Below are 18294 nucleotides of genomic sequence, written 5' to 3' on the forward strand. Positions count from 1 at the left end.
AACCAAGCGGCCTAAATGTTTCCCTCACCACTTGACAATGCCTCGCACTTTTCCGCCCGTTTGTCCCTTTGGGCGCGCTCAGCCGTCGCCGGGGGGAGGCGCCGACGACACCTCTTCCAGACAGCCCTCGGCCACAGCGTGTTTGATGCTGTCGGCCAGCCTCGGGCAGGACGGCACGCGGGCCGGATCACCACCGGACTGGCGGATCTCGGCGAAGTACGCGCAGCGCTGCGCGGCCTCGGTGTTCCACTGCACCGCGGTGTGCGCCGGCCCCAGCTTCTTCACGTCGACCGTCACATGACAGAACCGGCAGTCGATCGACACCAGCCCCGCGGTGAGATACCGCTCGCGGTCGCGTGCGGTGGCCTCCCGAAGCGCGGCGGCCCGCTCAGCACTGAAAACTCGTGCCTTGGGCCAGGTTCCACCACCTTGGATGTCGCCGGCCGAATGGTGGTGATCGTCGTGCGCGCCGTGCAGCATCAACATCGCCCGGGCCAGCCGGTCGACGTCGGGTGCGGTGCGGTCGTCGGTCACGACTTCTGGTCGGCCTTCTCTTCCTCTTCGGCTTGCCGCTTGAGGTTCTCCTCGACCTCCACGTGCCACTTCTCGTTCGCCACTGTGGTGTCCACCTCGATCTCGAAGCGGTCCGTCATTTCCGGTGTGACGTCGGCGACATCGACATAGAACTGCTGATACCACCGGCGCATCTGGTAGACGGCACCGTCCTCCTCGACCAGGAGCGGGTTTTCGATGCGTGTCTTGTGCTTCCAGATCTCGACGTCCTGCAGGAAGCCCTTGCTGACGCCGTCGGTGAACGCCGCCGCCAGCTTCTCGGTGGTCTCGTCGTCCAGGCCCTTGGGCTTCTCGACGGTGACGCCCCACTGCAGCACGAACGAGGTCTGCGTGACGGGGTAGTGGCAGTTGATCAGGATCGACTCGGCCTTGTAGTCGCCGTAGGTGTTGTGCAGCCAGTTGATCATGAACGACGGGCCGAAGTAGGACGCCTCCGAATCAAGATGTGCCTCACCGTAACTCGTGCCCATGTCGGTGACATCGGGACGGCCGAGGTTGTGCAGGTACTGCGAGGCGATGTGGCCCTCGAAGACGTTCTTGAAGTACGTCGGCAGCCCGAAGTGGATGTAGAAGAAGTGGGCCATGTCGGTGACGTTGTCGATGATGTCGCGACAATTGGCGCCCTCGATCAGGATCGAGTTCCACTTCCAGTCGGTCCAGTTCGGGTCCTCGAACTGTGGGATCTCCGGGATGCGCACCTCGGGTTGCGGGGGATTGCCCTCGTGGTCGTGCCAGACGAACAGCAGACCGCCGCGGACATCGGTGTGCCAGCTTCGGGTGCGGGCCAGTCGAGGGGTGCGCTTCGCGTAGGGCACAAGCTTGCATTTGCCGTCGCCCCCCCAGCGCCAGTCGTGGAACGGGCAGGCCACCTCGTCGCCCTTGATGGTGCCCTGCGCGAGGTTACCGCCCATGTGCCTGCAGTACCCGTCGAGGACGTGCACCTCACCCTTGGAGTCGGCGAACACCACCAGCATGGTGCCGAAGATCTCGATCCCGTGCGGCTTGCCGTCCAGGAAGTTCTTCACCGGCCCGAGGCAGTGCCAGCCGCGCGCGTACCGGTCTGGCAATGTGCCGGTATCTATCTCACGGATTCCTGCGCTGTCCGTACTCACGGTTGGCCTCCCGGTTCTGTGTCTCTAACTAGAACACGTTACAGTTTTTCCCATGCGCGGCGCAATCCAAACGCTCCTACCTGCGGGATAACCCAACGACGCGGGCATATACACCTTCGACGGCGGCGCGCCGTCACGTGACCGGTCTGCCGCCCGTCGAGGCGTGAGGGTGGGCGATCACTGCGACTGCGGCAGGCCGACACGCAGGGCGATCTCCTGCATCTTGCCGACTTTGATCACGAACTCGTCGGTGGTGGAGTCACCCAGCGCGCTCTGGAACTCCAGGCGCACCAACGCCGGGCCGTGCGTGAACAGCAGCAGTGTGGCCGCCTTGGTGCCGTCGCGCGACGTCCCGACGGCCATGGTGCCGTCGGCGCCGACCGGAGCGGGCCGTGGGGTCGCACCTGCGACCAGGGTGTCGATCCGGGGCAGAGCGTCGCGCAGCGTCTTGGTCGCTGTCTGGGCGTCCGGATAGATCACGATCGTGTCCGCGACGGCGCGGGTGTCGTCCTGGTTGACGAACAGGGCGCTGGCCCCGGGCAGTCCGTCAAGACCGGGGTTGGTCGACTGCACGGTGAAGGTGTCTTCGGCGTCGCTGATGTCGGACGGCTGAAGCAGCAGCCGGCTGTAGTCCTCGGTTGTCTCGTTTTCGCTGGTCGTGGGCGTGGACTGCGCCGCCGATGTCGTCGGTGCCGTGGCCGGGAGTCCTAACCCTTCGGACCGGTCGGCGCTGGACGCTTCACAGCCGACCGTGACAGCACAGAGCAGTGCCGCCGCGGCGGCCATCGACGTCAAACCCTCAGGTCTGCGGTATCCGGGCATCTTGATCGAAGTTCGTGTGCTTACTTTCGCTGTCGGTCATCACACAACGTACTGAACGTGTCGTTGCCGCTGGTCAGGGCCGGGACGGAGGTCGAACTCACCTTCCCCGACGGCACCGTGTTGACCAGCAGCGCCGCCGTGGTGCACGCCAGACTGCCGGAACTCGCCGGCCGCGAGGTGCGGCTGACCGCGCTACCGCCGGTCGACGACACCAGCCGGGCCCGCCACTGCGGCAGGTCGCGACGCGTTGTGGTCAGCGGTCAGATCGGCGCCTGAGTATCTGGACGAAATCTACGCGTTCGGGTGCAGCCACCTGGGTCTGGTCGACCTCGAGCAGCGCAGACTCCATCAGGCCGAAGAGGTCATCGACAGTAGAATCTCGCTGAGTGTGGACCGCGACGTGCCGCTGGCCCGCTCCTACCAACATATCCACCGCGCCCGGCTCAAACAGATGGTGGGGGAGTGGGGTGACGCGATCGTCGACGCCAACGCGGTCCTCGACATCCCCGGGGTGCCCTTGGCCCGTTCGTGGGCTCATCTCGTTCAATCGCTGATCGCCCTTCGTAGGGAAGGGACAACGGAAGTCGAGGGCATCGACGAGGCGTGGCGAGTTCTGCGCCACTGCGGAGATACCCTCGCCGTCTTCCCCGCGACGGTGATCGCCGAACGATCCTGGCTCACCGAAACCTCCGACGACCGTCTCGCCGAATGCCGCGCGATCCTCGACCGCGGTCATGTCGAGGGCCTCGAGTATGCCCGCGGCGAACTGGCGATGTGGCTACATCGGGCAGATCCCGCTATCGACGCTGTCGATGTCGCGCAGCCGTATCGGTTCTTCCTGGACGGGGAGTTCGAAGCGGCAGCCGATGAGTTCCAACGGCTTTCGCTGCCGTACGAAGCAGCGCTCGCCCTCACCGACACCGGTGAGCCCGCTCGGACGCGCCGCGGACTCGACATGCTCGACCGGCTCGGCGCCGCCGCCGTCGCCGCGAAGGTCCGGCGCGACCTTCGGGCGCGCGGGGTCACCGTGGTGCCCGCCCGTCGTCGACCGACCACACTCGCCAATGCGTGCGGTCTGACCATGCGACAGCTCGACGTCCTCCGGTTGATGGGTCAGGGGTTGACCAATGCCGAACTTGCCGAGCGCATGTTCCTGTCGGTCAGGACGGTCGACAAGCACGTGGCCGCGATCCTCGACAAACTTCAGGCTGCCAACCGGCGCGACGCGGTACGCCGGGCACGCGCGCTGGGAATTCTGGACTCAGCCGGATGACGGACCATACCCCGATGGCTAGCGAGCGTCAGTCCTGCCAGCCCGAGTGGATGAACGTGTCGGCGAAGCGTTTCATCGCGTCCTGCTTCCTGTCCAGCGGCGCGTCGAAGCCCAGGCCCTCCATCACCCACGGCATCACGATGTTGTCGGTGACGCCCGCCTCGGCAAGCTCACGATGCCCGTCGACGTCGAACTTGTCGATGCACACCGCCTGAAACTCGAACGGCTCGTCCTCCCGCCCGAATCCGGCGAGCAGCGCCTTGAGCTTGCCGATGGTCTCGGCCAGTTGAGCGCACGTCATCATCGCGCTGGTCCAGCCGTCGCCAACACGCGCCGCTCGCTTGAGCGCCACGTCGGTGTGTCCGCCGACGTAGAAGGGCACCGGTTTGCTTGGCGCCGGGCTCATCTGGAGCTTGTCGAAGTCATAGAACTCGCCGTGAAACTCCACCATGCCGCCCGCGAGTACGCGCTTGATCACCTCGATCATCTCGTCGACGCGTTTGCCGCGTCTGGCGTAGCGCTGACCGCACCATTCGAATTCCTCAGGTGCCCAACCGATCCCGACCCCGAAGCCGAACCGGTTGCCGGTGAGGTTGGCGACCGAGCCGACTTGGCGCGCCAGCAGCAACGGGTTGCGCGAGCCCAGCTTCATGACGTTGGTGTAGAAGCGCAGCGTCGAGGTCGCCGCCCCCATCGCGCCGGCGGCGATCAGCGGATCGACCCAGGGCGTGTCGGCGTTCCACATCCGCGAACCGTCCGGTGTGTACGGGTAGTCCGCCGACTGCTTCTCCATGTAGAAGATCGAGTCCGGCAGCGCGATCGAGTCGAAGCCGACTTCCTCCGCGGTCTTGGCGATCTCGATCAACTGGTCGATCTGGCACATCGGCACCGCGCAGGTGTACTTCACGGCTTGTCGGCTCCCACTACCCACATCGAGAAGTACTGCGACCCCCCGCCGTATGCGTGCCCCAACGCCTTTCGCGCATTCGGCACCTGGTGGTCACCGGCCTTGCCCATCACCTGGATCGCCGATTCCGCGAACCGGATCATGCCCGACGCGCCGATCGGGTTCGACGACAACACCCCGCCCGACGCGTTGACGGGAATGCGGCCACCGATCGCGGTCTCGCCGGCCTCGGTGAGCTTCCACCCCTCACCCTCCAGTGCGAATCCGAGGTTTTCCAACCACATCGGCTCGAACCAGGAGAACGGGACATAGATTTCGGCGGCGTCGATCTCGTCGATCGGGTTGGTGATCCCCGCCGCCTGCCACAGCGCCTTGGCGGCGTCGCGGCCGGCCTGCGGATTGACCTGGTCGCGACCCGAGTAGGCCAACGGTTCGGTGCGCAGCGCGGTGGCGTGGATCCACGCAACGGGATGGCCTTCGGCGACCCGGTTGTCGGCGATCTCCTCGTTGCCGATCACCATCGCGCAGGCCCCGTCCGAGGACGGGCAGGTCTCGTCGAACCGGATCGGGTCCCACAGCATCTGGGACGACAGCACCTTCTCCAGCGTGATGTCGGGCTGATGCAGATGCGCCAGCGGGTTCTTGGCCCCGTTGAGCCGGTCCTTGACCGCCACCATGGCACCGATGTGCGTGGGCGCCCCTGAGCGACGGATGTAGGCGCGCACGTGCGGCGCGAAGTATCCGCCCGCACCCGCGCCGACGGGCTTGGTGAAGGGCACCGGAATGCTCAACGCCCACATGGCGTTCGACTCGGACTGCTTCTCCCACGCCATCGCCAACACCCGGCGGTACCTGCCCGACTGCACCAGGCTGGCCGCCACGATCGCGGTCGACCCGCCCACCGAGCCTGCGGTGTGCACCCGGATCAATGGTTTACCGGTGGCGCCCACGGCGTCGGCCATGAACAGCTCGGGCATCATCACGCCCTCGAAGAAGTCCGGTGCCTTACCGACCACCACGGCGTCGATGTCGTCCATCGTGGCGCCCGAATCGGCCAGCGCCCTGTCGATGGCCTCGCGGACAAGGCCGCTCATCGACACGTCGTGACGCTTGGAGACGTACTTCGTCTGCCCGGTGCCCAGCACAGCGGCGAGATTCTTGGCCATCAGTGTCCCTCCAAGACCGCGACGAGATTCTGTTGCAGCGCAGGACCACTGGTGGCGTGCGCGAGGACCCGCTGCGCGGATCCGTCGAAGATGTGCTGCGCAGCGAAACCGATGCGCTCCAGCCCGGCCGAGAACATCGGGTTGGCGGCCAGCGCACCGCCCGACGGGTTCACCTTCGTCGACGACGGCAGCCCGATCGCCTCGGTCAGGATCAGGTGCTGGTGCGTAAACGGCGCGTAGATCTCGGCCACCTCAACGGAATCGACGTCACCGCCGGTGGCGGCCTGGGCCGAGGCGGCCGTGGACGGCGAGGTGGTGAGGTCGCGGGCGCCCAGCACCGGCGTCTCGATCCGGTGCTCGATGCCGGCGATCCATGCGGGGTTTTCCCGCAGCTCGCGGGCCCGGTCACCCGCCGCGAGCACGATCGCCGACGCACCGTCGGTGATCGGCGCGATGTCGTGGCGGCGCAACGGATCCGCGAAGTAGGGCCGCTCGAGCAGCTGCTCGATGGACGTTGCCGGTTTCTCGCTGTCGGTGCGGCCGGCGGCGGCCATCGAGTCCAACGCCACCTGCGCCATCTGCTCAGGCGTCCACTTGCCGGCGTCGAGGCCGAGCCGCGCCTGCAGCCCGGCGATCGACACCGAATCCGGCCACAGCGGCGCCATGCTGTACGGATCGGTCTGCAGTGCGAGGATCCGGCGCAGCACGCCCGCGCTGGACTTGCCGAAGCCGTACACCAGCGCGGTGTCGACCTCACCGGTCAGCACCTTGATGTAGGCCTCATACAGCGCCCAAGCCCCATCCATCTCCACATGCGACTCGTTGATCGGCGGCACCGCGCCGATCGAGTCGATCGCCGAGATGAACGAGAACGCGCGCCCGGCAAGGTAATCCGAGGATCCGGAGCACCAGAACCCGATGTCGGTCTGCTGCAGGCCGAGTTCCTCGTAGAGCTGGTGGAAGCACGGCATCAGCATTTCGACACCGTTGGTGGTGCCGTCGGTGCGACGCACATGCGGCGCATGCGCGAAGCCGACGACCGCTACATCTCTCGCCAAAGTCATGTCAGGCCTTCACAGGTGGTGCTTGTAGGAGTCGTAATCGGCGTCGGGCTCGCCCGTCGGCCGGAAGTAGTCGATGTTGTCGATGCCCAGGCCCCACTCTTCGCGGGGCTTCCACACGGCCTGCACCCGCATCCCCATCCGCACCTCGGCGGCGTCGATCTCGGTGACCAGGTGCAGGAACGGGATGTCTGCGCCGTCGAGCAGCACGTAGGCCGCGACGTAGGGCGGCTTGATGCGCTGCCCGGCGAACGGGATGTTGATCACGGCGAACGTGGTGACGGTGCCCTTGTCCGGCAGCTCGACAAACTCGTCGAGCGCCAGGCCGGTGGCCGGATCGGCCTCCTTGGGCGGGAAGTACACCTTGCCCGGCTTGCCGTCGCGGCCGCGTTTGGTCCCCGCGCCCAGCAGCTTGCCCTCCTCGAGCGCGCGCAGGAACACGCTCTCGGGCAGCGACGCGGTGTGCTGGATCTCGATCGTCGATGGACTCACCTGCACGGTGACCGGCTCCCGGTCGTCGGGCTGGCCCTCCGGTTCCGGCTGGTCGCCCAGCTTGAAGCACGCGATGTCGGTGATCGCGCCGACGGGTTCGTCGACCCAGTGCGCGTAGACCCGGGCGCCGGTGCTGATGGATTCTGCGGACCCGCCGGCTCCGACATCCACGGCGTGCAAAAGTGCGGTGTCGGCGCCGTCCAGCTTGATCAACGCCCATGCGAACGGGCGGTCCAGGGGTTGGCCCTGCAGCGGCGCGGGCTGCCACGTCCACGACTGGACGGTGCCGACGGCGCCCACCGGTACGATTTCCGTCAACCGTTCGTAGGTGACGGGGTCGAACTCCGCAGGCGGCACGTGCACTCGGCCGTCGGAACCGCGCACGCCGACGATGCGTCGCTCGCGCAGGGCGGTGAAGAACTGGGACAGGAGTGGCCCTACTGAACGGGTGTAGTCGAATGAGAGCTTCAGTGGTGCCGAAAGCGGCGGCTCATGTGGATCGATCTGCACCGGGCTGCTATGGCTGGTGGTCACGGCATCGAGTAGAACAGGTTCTAACAATGGTTTCAAGGACGGGTGGAAAGGCGAGCTAATGAAGCTGGGACTTCAGCTGGGGTATTGGGGCGCGCAGCCGCCCGACAACCACGCGGAACTGGTCGCCGCCGCCGAGGACGCCGGTTTCGACACCGTGTTCACCGCCGAGGCCTGGGGGTCGGACGCCTACACCCCGCTGGCCTGGTGGGGCCGCGAAACCAAGCGGATGCGGCTGGGCACCTCGGTGGTGCAGTTGTCCGCGCGGACCCCGACCGCCTGTGCGATGGCGGCGCTGACACTGGATCACCTCTCCGGCGGCCGCCACATCCTCGGCCTCGGGGTGTCCGGGCCGCAGGTCGTGGAGGGCTGGTACGGGCAGCGGTTCCCCAAACCGTTGGCCCGCACCCGCGAGTACATCGACATCCTGCGTCAGGTGTGGGCCCGCGAGGCGCCGGTGCGCAGCGACGGCCCGCACTATCCGCTGCCGCTGACCGGTGAGGGCACCACCGGGCTGGGTAAGAACCTCAAGCCGATCACGCATCCGTTGCGCGCGGACATTCCGGTGATGCTGGGCGCCGAGGGACCCAAGAACGTGGCGCTGGCCGCGGAGATCTGCGACGGCTGGCTGCCGATCTTCTACTCGCCGCGCATCGCGGGCATGTACAACGAGTGGCTCGACGAGGGCTTCGCCCGCCCAGGCGCCCGCCGCAGCCGCGAGGACTTCGAGATCTGCGCGACGGCGCAGGTGGTGGTCACCGACGACCGCGCCGAGATGATGGAGCTGATGAAGCCGCACCTGGCGCTCTACATCGGCGGAATGGGTGCCGAGGACACCAACTTCCACGCCGACGTGTACCGCCGGATGGGTTACTCCGAGGTCGTCGACGACGTCACCCGGCTGTTCCGCAACGACCGCAAGGACGAGGCCGCCAAGGCCGTTCCCGACGAGCTGGTCGACGACTCCGCGATCGTCGGCAACCTCGACTACGTGCGCGAGCAGATCAAGGCGTGGGAGGCCGCCGGCGTGACGATGATGGTCGTCGGCGCCCGCTCGGTCGAGCAGATCCGCGACCTCGCCGCGCTGGTGTAAAGCGGGTCCTCGCTGCGTGAGCGCTCACCGAGTAGACACTTCCTTGCCAGGTGTCTACTCGGCGTCTTAGATTGACGCGATGACCCAGCACACCATCGCAGGCACCGTTCTGACGATGCCGGTGAAGATCCGCAAGGCGCACCAGCACATGGCGATGTTCTCAGTGGACGCCGACGCCGCCCAGCGGTTGATCGATTACAGCGGCCTGACGGTCTGCCGCTACCTGCCGGGCCGCGCGATCGTCGTGTTGATGCTGATGCGATACGAGGACGGCGACTTGGGCCAGTACTACGAGTACGGCACGAACATCATGGTGAACCCGCCGGAGGACACCCGTCCGCCGGGCAGCTGGAGCCCGCGCGCGCTGCAGTCGGCGGGCGCGTTCGTCCACCACCTTCCCGTCGACCAGGCGTTCACCCTGGAGGCGGGCACCAAGATCTGGGGCTATCCGAAAGTCATGGCGGACTTCACCATCCGTGACGGGCACACGTACTCGTTCGACGTGACCATCGACGGCCGGTTCGCCGTCGGCATGGACTTCCGGCGCGGGTTGGCCGTCCCGTCGCGGTTCACGTCCAAGCCGCAGGCCCATCCCACGTACTCCTACCGCGACGGGGTGGTGCGCCGCACGCTCGGCGAGATGACGCTTTCCGACGTGCGTTACCGGCTCGGCGGTGCCCGGGTGCGCCTCGGTGACCATCCTTACGCCAAAGAGCTCGCGTCCCTTGGCTTTTCGAAACGCGCGCTCCTCTCGAGTTCGGCAGGCAACGTGGAGATGACGTTCGCAGACGCGCAGGAGGTTCACCCATGACCGCAATCACACAGCAGACCAAACCCGACGTCGACCTGACCGACGGCAACTTCTATGCCGGGGACTCGCGATCGGTCTACAAGTGGATGCGCGAAAACGAACCGGTCTTCCGCGACCGCAACGGATTGGCCGCTGCCTCAACCTATGCCGCGGTGATCGAGGCGGAACGCAAACCGGAGTTGTTCTCCAACGCCGGCGGGATCCGGCCCGACCAGCCCGGCGTCGAGATGATGATCGAGATGGATGACCCGCAGCACCTGCTGCGCCGCAAGCTCGTCAACGCCGGCTTCACCCGCAAGCGCGTCAAGGACCTCGAGGGCTCGATCGGGAACCTGTGCGACACGTTGATCGACAAGGTATGTGAGCGCGGCAAATGCGACTTCGTCTGGGACATCGCCGCGCCCCTGCCGATGGCGGTCATCGGCGACATGCTCGGCGTGCGCCCCGAGGAACGCGAGATGTTCCTGAAGTGGTCCGACGACCTCGTCAGCTTCCTGAGCAGCACCGCCGATCCGGAGCAGTTCCAGCTGACGATGGACGCCTTCGCCGCCTACAGCGAGTACATGATGGGCATGATCGCGGAACGTAAGGAGTCGCCGACCGACGATCTGGTGAGCGTACTGGTGCACGCCGAGGTCGAGGGCAGCAAGCTCGAAGACCATCAGATCGTCACCGAGGTGCTGTTGCTGTTGATCGGCGGCGACGAGACCACCCGCCACACGCTCTCCGGCGGCACCCGCCAACTGATCCTGCACCCCGACCAGCACGAGCGGCTGCGCAACGATCTGTCGCTGCTGCCCAACGCGATCGAGGAGATGCTGCGCTGGACCGCGCCGGTGAAGAACATGGCGCGAACCGTCACCGCCGACACCGAATTCCACGGCACCGCGCTGGCGGAGGGCGAGAAGATGATCCTGCTGTTCGAATCGGCCAACTTCGACGAGAAGGTGTTCGAGGATCCCGAGGTCTTCGACATCGAGCGCTATCCCAACAACCACCTGGCGTTCGGCTTCGGTACGCATTTCTGTCTGGGCAACCAGCTGGCCCGGCTGGAGCTGTCGATCATGCAGACCAAGCTGCTGCAGCGGCTGCCCGACCTTCGGCTGGCCTCCGACGACGAACTACCGTTGCGCCCCGCCAATTTCGTGTCCGGGCTGGAGCGGATGCCGGTGGTGTTCACGCCGTCGAAGCCGGTGAACTAGTCCCAGTGCACGTGGCTGGTGCCCAGCGGCCACCGGCGGCGCACCCACTTGTGCGCCTCGACGGTGACCAGGACCGACACCGCCACGACGACGGCCCGCACCCAGGCCTCCGCGCTGATCGGTTCGACGCCGAGCACGAACTGCGTGGGCGGAAAGTACAGCGCAGACACGTGTAGCGTGATCGCGCCGAGCGTGGCCCAGAACAGGAACGGGTTGCCCCACGGGGTGATGGTGAACAGCGACCGGTTCTCCGCGCGGGCGTTTCCGGCCTGAAAGATGTTGTAGATCACCAGCGTTGTCAACGCCACGCTCTGCGCCGCGACCAGGGAGTCGTCGCGGCCGAGCTGCCAGTGGAACATGTACAGCGCGCCGCCGGCCATCACGATGCCGACGAGCAGGGTGCGTTCCCACATCATCGCCGACAGGATGCCTTCGCGCCGGGGTCGGGGTGGGCGCTTGAGCACGTCGCGGCTGCCCGGCTCGAACGCCAGCGCCATGTCCTGAACCCCGTTGGTGACCAGGTTCAGCCACAGGATCTGGGCGGGGATCAGCAACAGCGGCCAACCCAGCCACACCGACACCAGGATGGCCGCGGTTTCCGCCACGGCCGTGGAGATCAGGAAGAACGCGACCTTGCGGATGTTGGCGAAGGCGATGCGGCCTTCTTCGACCGCGCTCACGATGCTGACGAAGTTGTCGTCGGACAGCACCATGTCGGAGGCTTCCCGTGCGACGTCGGTGCCCGACCGGCCCATTGCCACCCCGATGGCGGCCGCGCGCAGCGCCGGGGCGTCGTTGACGCCGTCGCCGGTGACCGCGACGACGTGGCCGCGGTCCTGCAGGGCGCGCACGATTCGAAGCTTGTCGTTGGGCGAGACCCGCGCATATACCGAGACCTCGTCGACCAGGTCGCGCAGCGCGTCGTCATCGAGGTGGCGCATCTCGGCGCCGGTCAGGACCCGGCCGTCGGGGTTGCCGAGGATGCCGAGCCTGTGCGCGATGGCCCGCGCGGTGATCGAGTGATCACCGGTGATCATCACGACCCGCACCCCCGCGGTGTGGCACTGTGCGATCGCCTCGCGCACGCCCTCACGCGGCGGATCCATCATCGCCTGGAACCCCACGAGCACGAGGTCGTCCGGATCGGTGTAGTCGCCCGGCGGGGCGTCGTCGCCCGTCAGCGACCGTACGGCCTCGGGGCCGAGCCTGCGGTACGCCATACCGAGCACCCGCATCCCGCGGGCCGCGAGTTCGCGCACCGCGGTGTGCAGCCTCTCCGGATCGAACGGGACCGGTCCCTGGTCGGTGTTCATCGTCGTGCACATCGAGATGATCCGCTCGGGTGCGCCCTTGACGAACACCGCATGCCCGCCGTCGTACTCGCGGATGGTGGCCGAGTATCGGCGGTGCGACTCGAACGGGATCTCGGCCACGATCCGGTGGCGGTCGCGGAGTTCGCCGGGGTCGATGCCCGCCCGGTCCGCCGCCACCAGCAGCGCGACCTCGGTGGGATCGCCGGTGGTGACGGGGCCCTCCGCGGTCTTGACCAGATCGGCTTCGTTGGTGAGCACGCCGGTGGTCAACAACATTTCCACGGTCGGACCCGCGCCCCGCAGCTCGTGGGCGTCGTAGCTGCGCCCGCCGGCCCACACCGCCTGCACCGTCATGCGGTTCTCGGTGAGGGTGCCGGTCTTGTCCGAGCCCACCACCGTCGTGCTGCCCAGCGTCTCCAGTGCCGGCAGCCGGCGCAGCACCGCGTTTCGCCGTGCCATGCGGGTCACTCCGATGGCGAAGGTGACGGTCATCGCCACCGGCAGGCCTTCGGGCACCGCCGACACCGCCATCGCGACCGCGACGCGGAACATCTGGCTGACCGACTCGCCGAGCAGCACACCGGAGACGAACGCGACGATCGCCGCGATGAAGACCGAGACGCCGACGATCTGTGCGAACTTCGCCATCCGCGCCTGCAGAGGCAACTCCCCGGCCTCTTCGGTGCGGATGCTTCCGGCGATCGATCCGAGTTCGGTGTCGTCTCCGGTGGCGACGACATAGCCGCGGCCCCGGCCGTTGGCGACGATGGTGCCGGTGAACGCCATCGAGTGGCGGTCGACAGCGGCCGCGTTCTCCTGCACCGGCATGGTCGTCTTGGTGACCGGCAGCGACTCACCGGTGAGCAGCGACTCGTCGATGGTCAGGCTGTTCACTGCGCTGAGCCGGATGTCGGCGGGCGCCCGGCTGCCCGACTCCAGCAGAACCACATCGCCGGGTACGACGTCGCGGCTGTCGATCTCCCATTCCTGTCCGTCGCGCACCACCCGGCAGTGCGGCACCACGAGCTGCATCAGTGCCTGCACGGCGTCGGCGGCGCGGCGTTCCTCGTGGAACCCGATCACCGCGTTGAGCAGCAGCGCGACCGCGATCAGGGCGGTGTCGAGCAGCTCACCCAGTGCCAGGGTCACCACGGCGGCGACGACGAGGATGAGGATGAACGTGCTGGAGAACTGGCGCAGGAACACCACGATCGCGCGCGGCGGCGGTTGCTCGCGGATGCGGTTCGAACCGTACCGCTTCAACCGTGCTTCTGCCTCTTCGGCCGTCAGACCATGCGGTGAGGTCGCCAATGACTCTTCGACGTCGGCGACGGTTCTGGCGTGCCAAGGGATTACAGCGGCGACGCGGGCCGAGCTCTCGGTCATCGGCAACCAGCCTAGCGACGAGCCCGAGAATCGGGCAGGCACATCGCCACCCCGTGAGCGATCCGACGCGGCTACTTCATCTTGAAGTTCGGTGCGCGTTTCTCCTTGAACGCCAGCGGTCCTTCCTTGGCGTCCTCGGACAGAAACACCTTGATGCCGATCTGGGTGTCGATCTTGAAGGCGTCGTTCTCGTGCATGCCCTCGGTTTCGCGGATCGTCTTGAGGATGGCCTGCACCGCCAGCGGGCCGTTGTTGTTGATCACCTCGGCGATCTCCAGCGCCTTGTCCAGCGCTGACCCGTCGGGCACCACGTAGCCGATCAACCCCATGTCCCGCGCCTCGGCGGCGGTGATGTGCCGTCCGGTCAGCAGCAGGTCGCAGGCCACGGTGTAGGGGATCTGGCGCACCAGGCGCACCGCTGAACCGCCCATCGGGTACAGGCTCCACTTCGCCTCGGAGATGCCGAACTTCGCGCTCTCACCGGCGATGCGGATGTCGGTGCCCTGCAAAATCTCCGTTCCGCCTGCGATCGCGGGCCCCTCGACCGCGGCGATCAACGGCTTGGTGAGCCGCCTGCCCTTCAGCAGCGCGTCGATGCGCGACGGGTCGTAGCTGCCGTCCTTGAACGAATCGCCCGGCGGCTTGGCGGTCGCGGCCTTGAGGTCCATGCCCGCGCAGAAGTAGCCGCCGGCGCCGGTGAGGATGGCGGTGCGGATCTCGGGATCGTTGTCGACGCGGTCCCAGGCCTCGACCATGATCGAGAGCATCTCGGTCGACAGGGCATTGCGCGCCTCCGGCCGGTTCAAGGTCAGGATCAGAGTGTGTCCGCGCTGCTCAATGAGGGCGTCTGGGCTCTTTTCAGAGGTTTCTGTGTCGCTCACGTACGGTTCTCTTTCCAGCGTCGATGGCACAGACTTGAATGAAAATGTAACACGTTCTAGTTTAGGTTCCGTGGCCCTGAACATTGCTGATCTTGCCGAGCACGCGATCGACGCGGTGCCTGACCGTGTCGCCCTGATCTGCGGCGAAGACCAACTGACCTACGCGCAATTGGAGGAGAAGGCCAACCGGCTGGCCCATTACCTCATCGACATGGGCGTCAAGAAGGACGACAAGGTCGGCCTGTACTGCCGCAACCGCAACGAGATCGTGATCGCGATGCTCGGCATCGTGAAGGCCGGCGCCATCCTGGTCAACGTCAACTACCGCTATGTCGAGGGCGAGCTGAAGTATCTGTTCGAGAACTCCGACATGGTGGCGATGGTGCACGAGCGCCGCTACGCCGACCGGGTCGCCAACGTGCTGCCGGAGACGCCCGGCCTGAAGACGGTGCTGGTGGTCGAGGATGGCAGTAGCGAGGACTTCAAGCGCTACGGCGGGGTGGAGTTCAACGAAGCGCTGAGCCAGGGGTCGCCGGATCGCGACTTCGGCGAACGCAGCGCCGACGACATCTACCTGCTCTACACCGGCGGCACCACCGGCTTCCCCAAGGGCGTGATGTGGCGCCACGAAGACATCTACCGAGTGTTGTTCGGCGGCACCGACTTTGCGACGGGCGAGTTCGTCAAGGACGAGTACGACCTGGCCAAGGCGGCCACCGAGAACCCGCCGATGATCCGCTACCCGATTCCGCCGATGATCCACGGCGCCACCCAGTCGGCCACCTGGATGTCGCTGTTCTCAGGCCAAACCACGGTGTTGGCACCGGAATTCGAGCCCGACGAGGTGTGGCGCACGGTCGAGAAACACAAGGTGAACCTGCTGTTCTTCACCGGCGATGCGATGGCCCGACCGCTGCTCGACGCGCTGCTCGCGCAACAGGCCAAGGGCAAGGACTACGACCTGTCGTCGTTGTTCCTGTTGGCCAGCACCGCCGCGCTGTTCTCCTCCAGCATCAAGGAGAAGTTCCTCGAGCTGCTGCCCAACCGGATCATCACCGACTCGATCGGGTCATCCGAGACCGGGTTCGGCGGCACCAGCATCGTGGCCAAGGGACAGCAGAACGCCGGCGGGCCGCGGGTGACCATCGACCACCGCACCGTCGTGCTCGACGAGGACGGCAACGAGGTCAAGCCCGGCTCCGGTGTGCGTGGCCTGATCGCGAAGAAGGGCAACATCCCGATCGGCTACTACAAGGACGAGAAGAAGACCGCGGAGACCTTCAAGACCTTCAACGGAATTCGCTACGCGATTCCGGGCGACTACGCGACGGTCGAGGCGGACGGCACGGTGACGATGCTCGGCCGTGGTTCGGTGTCGATCAACAGCGGCGGCGAGAAGATCTATCCCGAGGAGGTGGAGGCCGCGCTCAAGGGTCATCCGGATGTGTTCGACGCGCTCGTGGTCGGTGTCCCCGATCCCCGCTTCGGCCAGCATGTCGCCGCGGTGATCCAGCCGCGCGAAGGCGCACGGCCGAAGCTGGCCGAGCTCGACGCGTTCGTCCGCAACCAGATCGCGGGGTACAAAGTGCCGCGCAGTATCTGGTTCGTCGACGAGGTGAAGCGTTCACCGGCGGGTAAGCCGGACTACCGGTGGGCCAAGGAGCAGGCCGAACAGCGGCCCGCCGACGAGGTCAACGCCAACCATGTGGGGACCGCCACTTGATGCGCACCGAGCTGTGTGACCGCTTCGGCATCGACTACCCGATCTTCGTTTTCACGCCATCGGAGAAGGTCGCGGCGGCGGTGAGCAAAGCCGGGGGTCTCGGGGTGCTCGGCTGCGTGCGGTTCAACGACGCCGACGACCTCGAGGACGTGCTGCAGTGGATGGACGAAAACACCGACGGCAAGCCCTACGGCGTGGACGTGGTGATGCCCGCCAAGGTGCCGCAGGAGGGCACCGCGGTCGACATCGACAAGCTCATTCCGCAGGGTCATCGGGACTTCGTCGCGAAAACCCTTGCCGAGTTGGGTGTTCCACCGCTGCCCGAGGACGGCTCGCGCAGTGAGGGGGTGCTCGGCTGGCTGCACTCGGTGGCCCGCTCCCATGTCGAGGTCGCGTTGCGGCATCCGATCAAGCTGATCGCCAACGCGCTCGGCTCCCCGCCGCGCGACGTCATCGATCAGGCGCATGCCGCCGGTGTGCCGGTGGCGGCGCTGGCCGGCAGCGCCAAACACGCTCAGCGCCACGTCGACAACGGCGTGGACATCGTCGTCGCCCAGGGTCATGAGGCGGGCGGTCACACCGGTGAGATCGGTTCGATGGTGTTGTGGCCGGAGATCGTCGACGCCGTTGCTGACCGGGCACCGGTACTGGCGGCCGGCGGAATCGGCACCGGTCGGCAGGTGGCCGCCGCGCTGGCGCTCGGCACACAGGGGGTGTGGATGGGTTCGGCGTTTCTGACCGCCGCCGAGTACGACCTCGGGCACCGCAAGCCCGGCGGCATCTCCACCATCCAGCAGGCGCTGCTACGCGCGGAGTCCAGCGACACCGTGCGCCGGCGCATCTACACCGGTAAACCCGCGCGGCTGCTGAAGAGCAAGTGGACCGACGCGTGGGACGCACCCGACGCGCCGGAACCCTTGCCGATGCCGCTGCAGAACATCCTCGTCAGCGAGGCGCATCAGCGGATGAACGCGTCGGACAACCCCGACACCGTGGCGATGCCGGTCGGCCAGATCGTCGGCCGGATGAACGAGATCCGCCCGGTTGCCGACATCATCGCGGAGTTGGTGGCCGGGTTCGAGGCCGCCACGCGCCGACTCGACGACATCCGCGAGCAGACGTGAAAACCCCCAAAATACAGTGAATTTGGGGGTTTTCACGTCTGCTCGGCGGAAGGATGGCGTGGCTCAGAAGCCGATCGTGGTCTGCTCGTCGATCACTTTGGTTGCAGCGCCGACGATTTCGGCCTGACTGTCGAGCCCGTCGGCGTTGAGCTGCAACACGTAGAGCCCGTCGTTGCCGGGGATCACCACCGTCTTCTGCGCGACGATCTTGGTCCGCCCCTCCGACTCCCAGGTACCACCGAGTTGGTAGGCCGGGTAGTCTCCCAGCGAGCTGACCTCACCCTCGTTCAGCGGGGCCCAGCCCGGCAGGTTCTGCAGTTCGCCGGGCGCCAAGTCGATGATGGCCTGTGGGTCGACGTCGCCGGTCAGCTTCGACATCAGCGCGACGATGCTGGGGGTGTACTCGCCGGCCTCCGGACCCGTGTAGACGATGGCGCCGTACGCCCACTCCGGCGTGCTGTCGCCCGCGGGCTCCCATCCCTCGGGCACCGGCAGATCGAGGACGGGCGCACCGGGATCGCCCCGCTGGACCGGGGTTTCGGCGATGTCGTTCTCGGCGATGTAGCTCGCGATCGTCGGATGGGGCCCCGGCGCGTCCTCCTCGCGCGGTGCGATACGGGCCGTCGTCGGCGCTGCCTGTTCGGTCGTCGTGGTGCTGGTGGTGTCCGACGTGGTGGTGGGCTCGGTCGCGGTGTCGCTGTCCGAGCCGCAGCCGGCCAACACGAGCACCGACGCCGTGACCATCACGACGGCCGCCGAGATCGCCGTGGCTCTCATCACGCGGCTCCCGTCTGCCCAGGTCAGCGTCAGCAAAGCGCAAGCCA

The 18294-nt window shown here is 66.7% G+C and carries 17 protein-coding genes; 7 read left to right on the forward strand and 10 right to left on the reverse strand.

The features are described 5' to 3' along the window. Positions 1-78 precede the first annotated feature (78 nt). The 3 genes from MELE44368_RS22800 to MELE44368_RS22810 all read right to left on the reverse strand — a co-directional run bounded on the left by MELE44368_RS22800 (position 79) and on the right by MELE44368_RS22810 (position 2471). Positions 79-486: a hypothetical protein gene (locus MELE44368_RS22800; RefSeq protein ID WP_241566750.1), complete on the reverse strand. Its 408-nt coding sequence runs from the start codon at positions 484-486 to the stop codon at positions 79-81. A gap of 44 nt (positions 487-530) precedes the next feature. After that, a complete protein-coding gene (locus MELE44368_RS22805) occupies positions 531-1685 on the reverse strand; it encodes a 3-ketosteroid-9-alpha-monooxygenase, oxygenase component (protein ID WP_128110570.1) in 1155 nt (384 codons plus the stop codon). 177 nt (positions 1686-1862) lie between these two features. Further along, positions 1863-2471 (reverse strand): hypothetical protein, encoded by a 609-nt coding sequence (locus tag MELE44368_RS22810; RefSeq protein WP_241566737.1) that lies wholly within the window; start codon positions 2469-2471, stop codon positions 1863-1865. A 93-nt stretch (positions 2472-2564) separates the two neighbouring features. Between MELE44368_RS22810 and MELE44368_RS22815 the strand changes: the two genes are divergently transcribed. Beyond that, positions 2565-2783, forward strand: coding sequence for a hypothetical protein (locus tag MELE44368_RS22815; RefSeq protein ID WP_241566738.1), 219 nt, complete (start codon positions 2565-2567; stop codon positions 2781-2783). After that, complete coding sequence (locus MELE44368_RS22820) at positions 2755-3780, forward strand: helix-turn-helix transcriptional regulator (protein ID WP_128110572.1); 1026 nt, start codon at positions 2755-2757, stop codon at positions 3778-3780. The genes MELE44368_RS22815 and MELE44368_RS22820 overlap by 29 nt, the downstream gene beginning before the upstream one ends. A gap of 28 nt (positions 3781-3808) precedes the next feature. On the opposite strand, the gene MELE44368_RS22825 is transcribed toward MELE44368_RS22820, so the two are convergent. The 4 genes from MELE44368_RS22825 to MELE44368_RS22840 are packed head-to-tail and all read right to left on the reverse strand — an operon-like array spanning position 3809 to position 7940. Further along, positions 3809-4663 carry a TIGR03619 family F420-dependent LLM class oxidoreductase gene (locus tag MELE44368_RS22825; protein WP_276050492.1) on the reverse strand — a complete coding sequence of 285 codons (855 nt, stop codon included), beginning with the start codon at positions 4661-4663 and terminating at the stop codon, positions 3809-3811. Between the two features lie 20 nt (positions 4664-4683). Continuing rightward, entirely contained in the window at positions 4684-5853 is a 1170-nt protein-coding gene (locus tag MELE44368_RS22830) for a thiolase family protein (protein WP_128110574.1), read from the reverse strand. Continuing rightward, positions 5853-6917, reverse strand: a complete 1065-nt coding sequence (locus MELE44368_RS22835) for a thiolase family protein (RefSeq protein WP_128110575.1) — start codon at positions 6915-6917, stop codon at positions 5853-5855. Before MELE44368_RS22835 ends, MELE44368_RS22830 begins: the two co-directional genes overlap by 1 nt. Positions 6918-6926: 9 nt before the next feature. After that, positions 6927-7940, reverse strand: a complete 1014-nt coding sequence (locus tag MELE44368_RS22840) for a Zn-ribbon domain-containing OB-fold protein (protein WP_128110576.1) — start codon at positions 7938-7940, stop codon at positions 6927-6929. A 58-nt stretch (positions 7941-7998) separates the two neighbouring features. On the opposite strand from MELE44368_RS22840, the gene MELE44368_RS22845 reads away from it, so the two are divergent. From MELE44368_RS22845 to MELE44368_RS22855, 3 genes are all read left to right on the forward strand, one after another. Beyond that, entirely contained in the window at positions 7999-9030 is a 1032-nt protein-coding gene (locus tag MELE44368_RS22845; RefSeq protein WP_128110577.1) for an LLM class F420-dependent oxidoreductase, read from the forward strand. Between the two features lie 79 nt (positions 9031-9109). Then, positions 9110-9841 carry an acetoacetate decarboxylase family protein gene (locus MELE44368_RS22850; RefSeq protein WP_128110578.1) on the forward strand — a complete coding sequence of 244 codons (732 nt, stop codon included), beginning with the start codon at positions 9110-9112 and terminating at the stop codon, positions 9839-9841. Then, positions 9838-11043, forward strand: a complete 1206-nt coding sequence (locus tag MELE44368_RS22855) for a cytochrome P450 (protein ID WP_128110579.1) — start codon at positions 9838-9840, stop codon at positions 11041-11043. Before MELE44368_RS22850 ends, MELE44368_RS22855 begins: the two co-directional genes overlap by 4 nt. On the opposite strand, the gene MELE44368_RS22860 is transcribed toward MELE44368_RS22855, so the two are convergent. Beyond that, the gene (locus tag MELE44368_RS22860) at positions 11040-13742 is read right to left on the reverse strand and encodes a cation-translocating P-type ATPase (RefSeq protein ID WP_128110580.1); all 2703 of its coding nucleotides are present in this window, start codon (positions 13740-13742) and stop codon (positions 11040-11042) included. The two genes, MELE44368_RS22855 and MELE44368_RS22860, sit on opposite strands and share 4 nt — an antisense overlap. Positions 13743-13813: 71 nt before the next feature. After that, positions 13814-14623 (reverse strand): crotonase/enoyl-CoA hydratase family protein, encoded by an 810-nt coding sequence (locus MELE44368_RS22865; RefSeq protein ID WP_128110581.1) that lies wholly within the window; start codon positions 14621-14623, stop codon positions 13814-13816. A 34-nt stretch (positions 14624-14657) separates the two neighbouring features. On the opposite strand from MELE44368_RS22865, the gene MELE44368_RS22870 reads away from it, so the two are divergent. Beyond that, on the forward strand, positions 14658-16346 hold the full coding sequence (locus MELE44368_RS22870; protein WP_241566739.1) for a medium/long-chain-fatty-acid--CoA/3-oxocholest-4-en-26-oate--CoA ligase: 1689 nt from the start codon (positions 14658-14660) through the stop codon (positions 16344-16346). After that, positions 16346-17470 (forward strand): NAD(P)H-dependent flavin oxidoreductase, encoded by a 1125-nt coding sequence (locus MELE44368_RS22875; protein WP_128110583.1) that lies wholly within the window; start codon positions 16346-16348, stop codon positions 17468-17470. The genes MELE44368_RS22870 and MELE44368_RS22875 overlap by 1 nt, the downstream gene beginning before the upstream one ends. Before the next feature lie 63 nt (positions 17471-17533). On the opposite strand, the gene lpqN is transcribed toward MELE44368_RS22875, so the two are convergent. Then, positions 17534-18247: an envelope biogenesis lipoprotein LpqN gene (gene lpqN, locus MELE44368_RS22880; RefSeq protein ID WP_128110584.1), complete on the reverse strand. Its 714-nt coding sequence runs from the start codon at positions 18245-18247 to the stop codon at positions 17534-17536. Between the last annotated feature and the right edge of the window lie 47 nt (positions 18248-18294).

Origin of the sequence: Mycolicibacterium elephantis DSM 44368 (assembly GCF_004014805.1) — a bacterium.
GTDB classification, from domain to species: Bacteria; Actinomycetota; Actinomycetes; order Mycobacteriales; family Mycobacteriaceae; genus Mycobacterium; species Mycobacterium elephantis.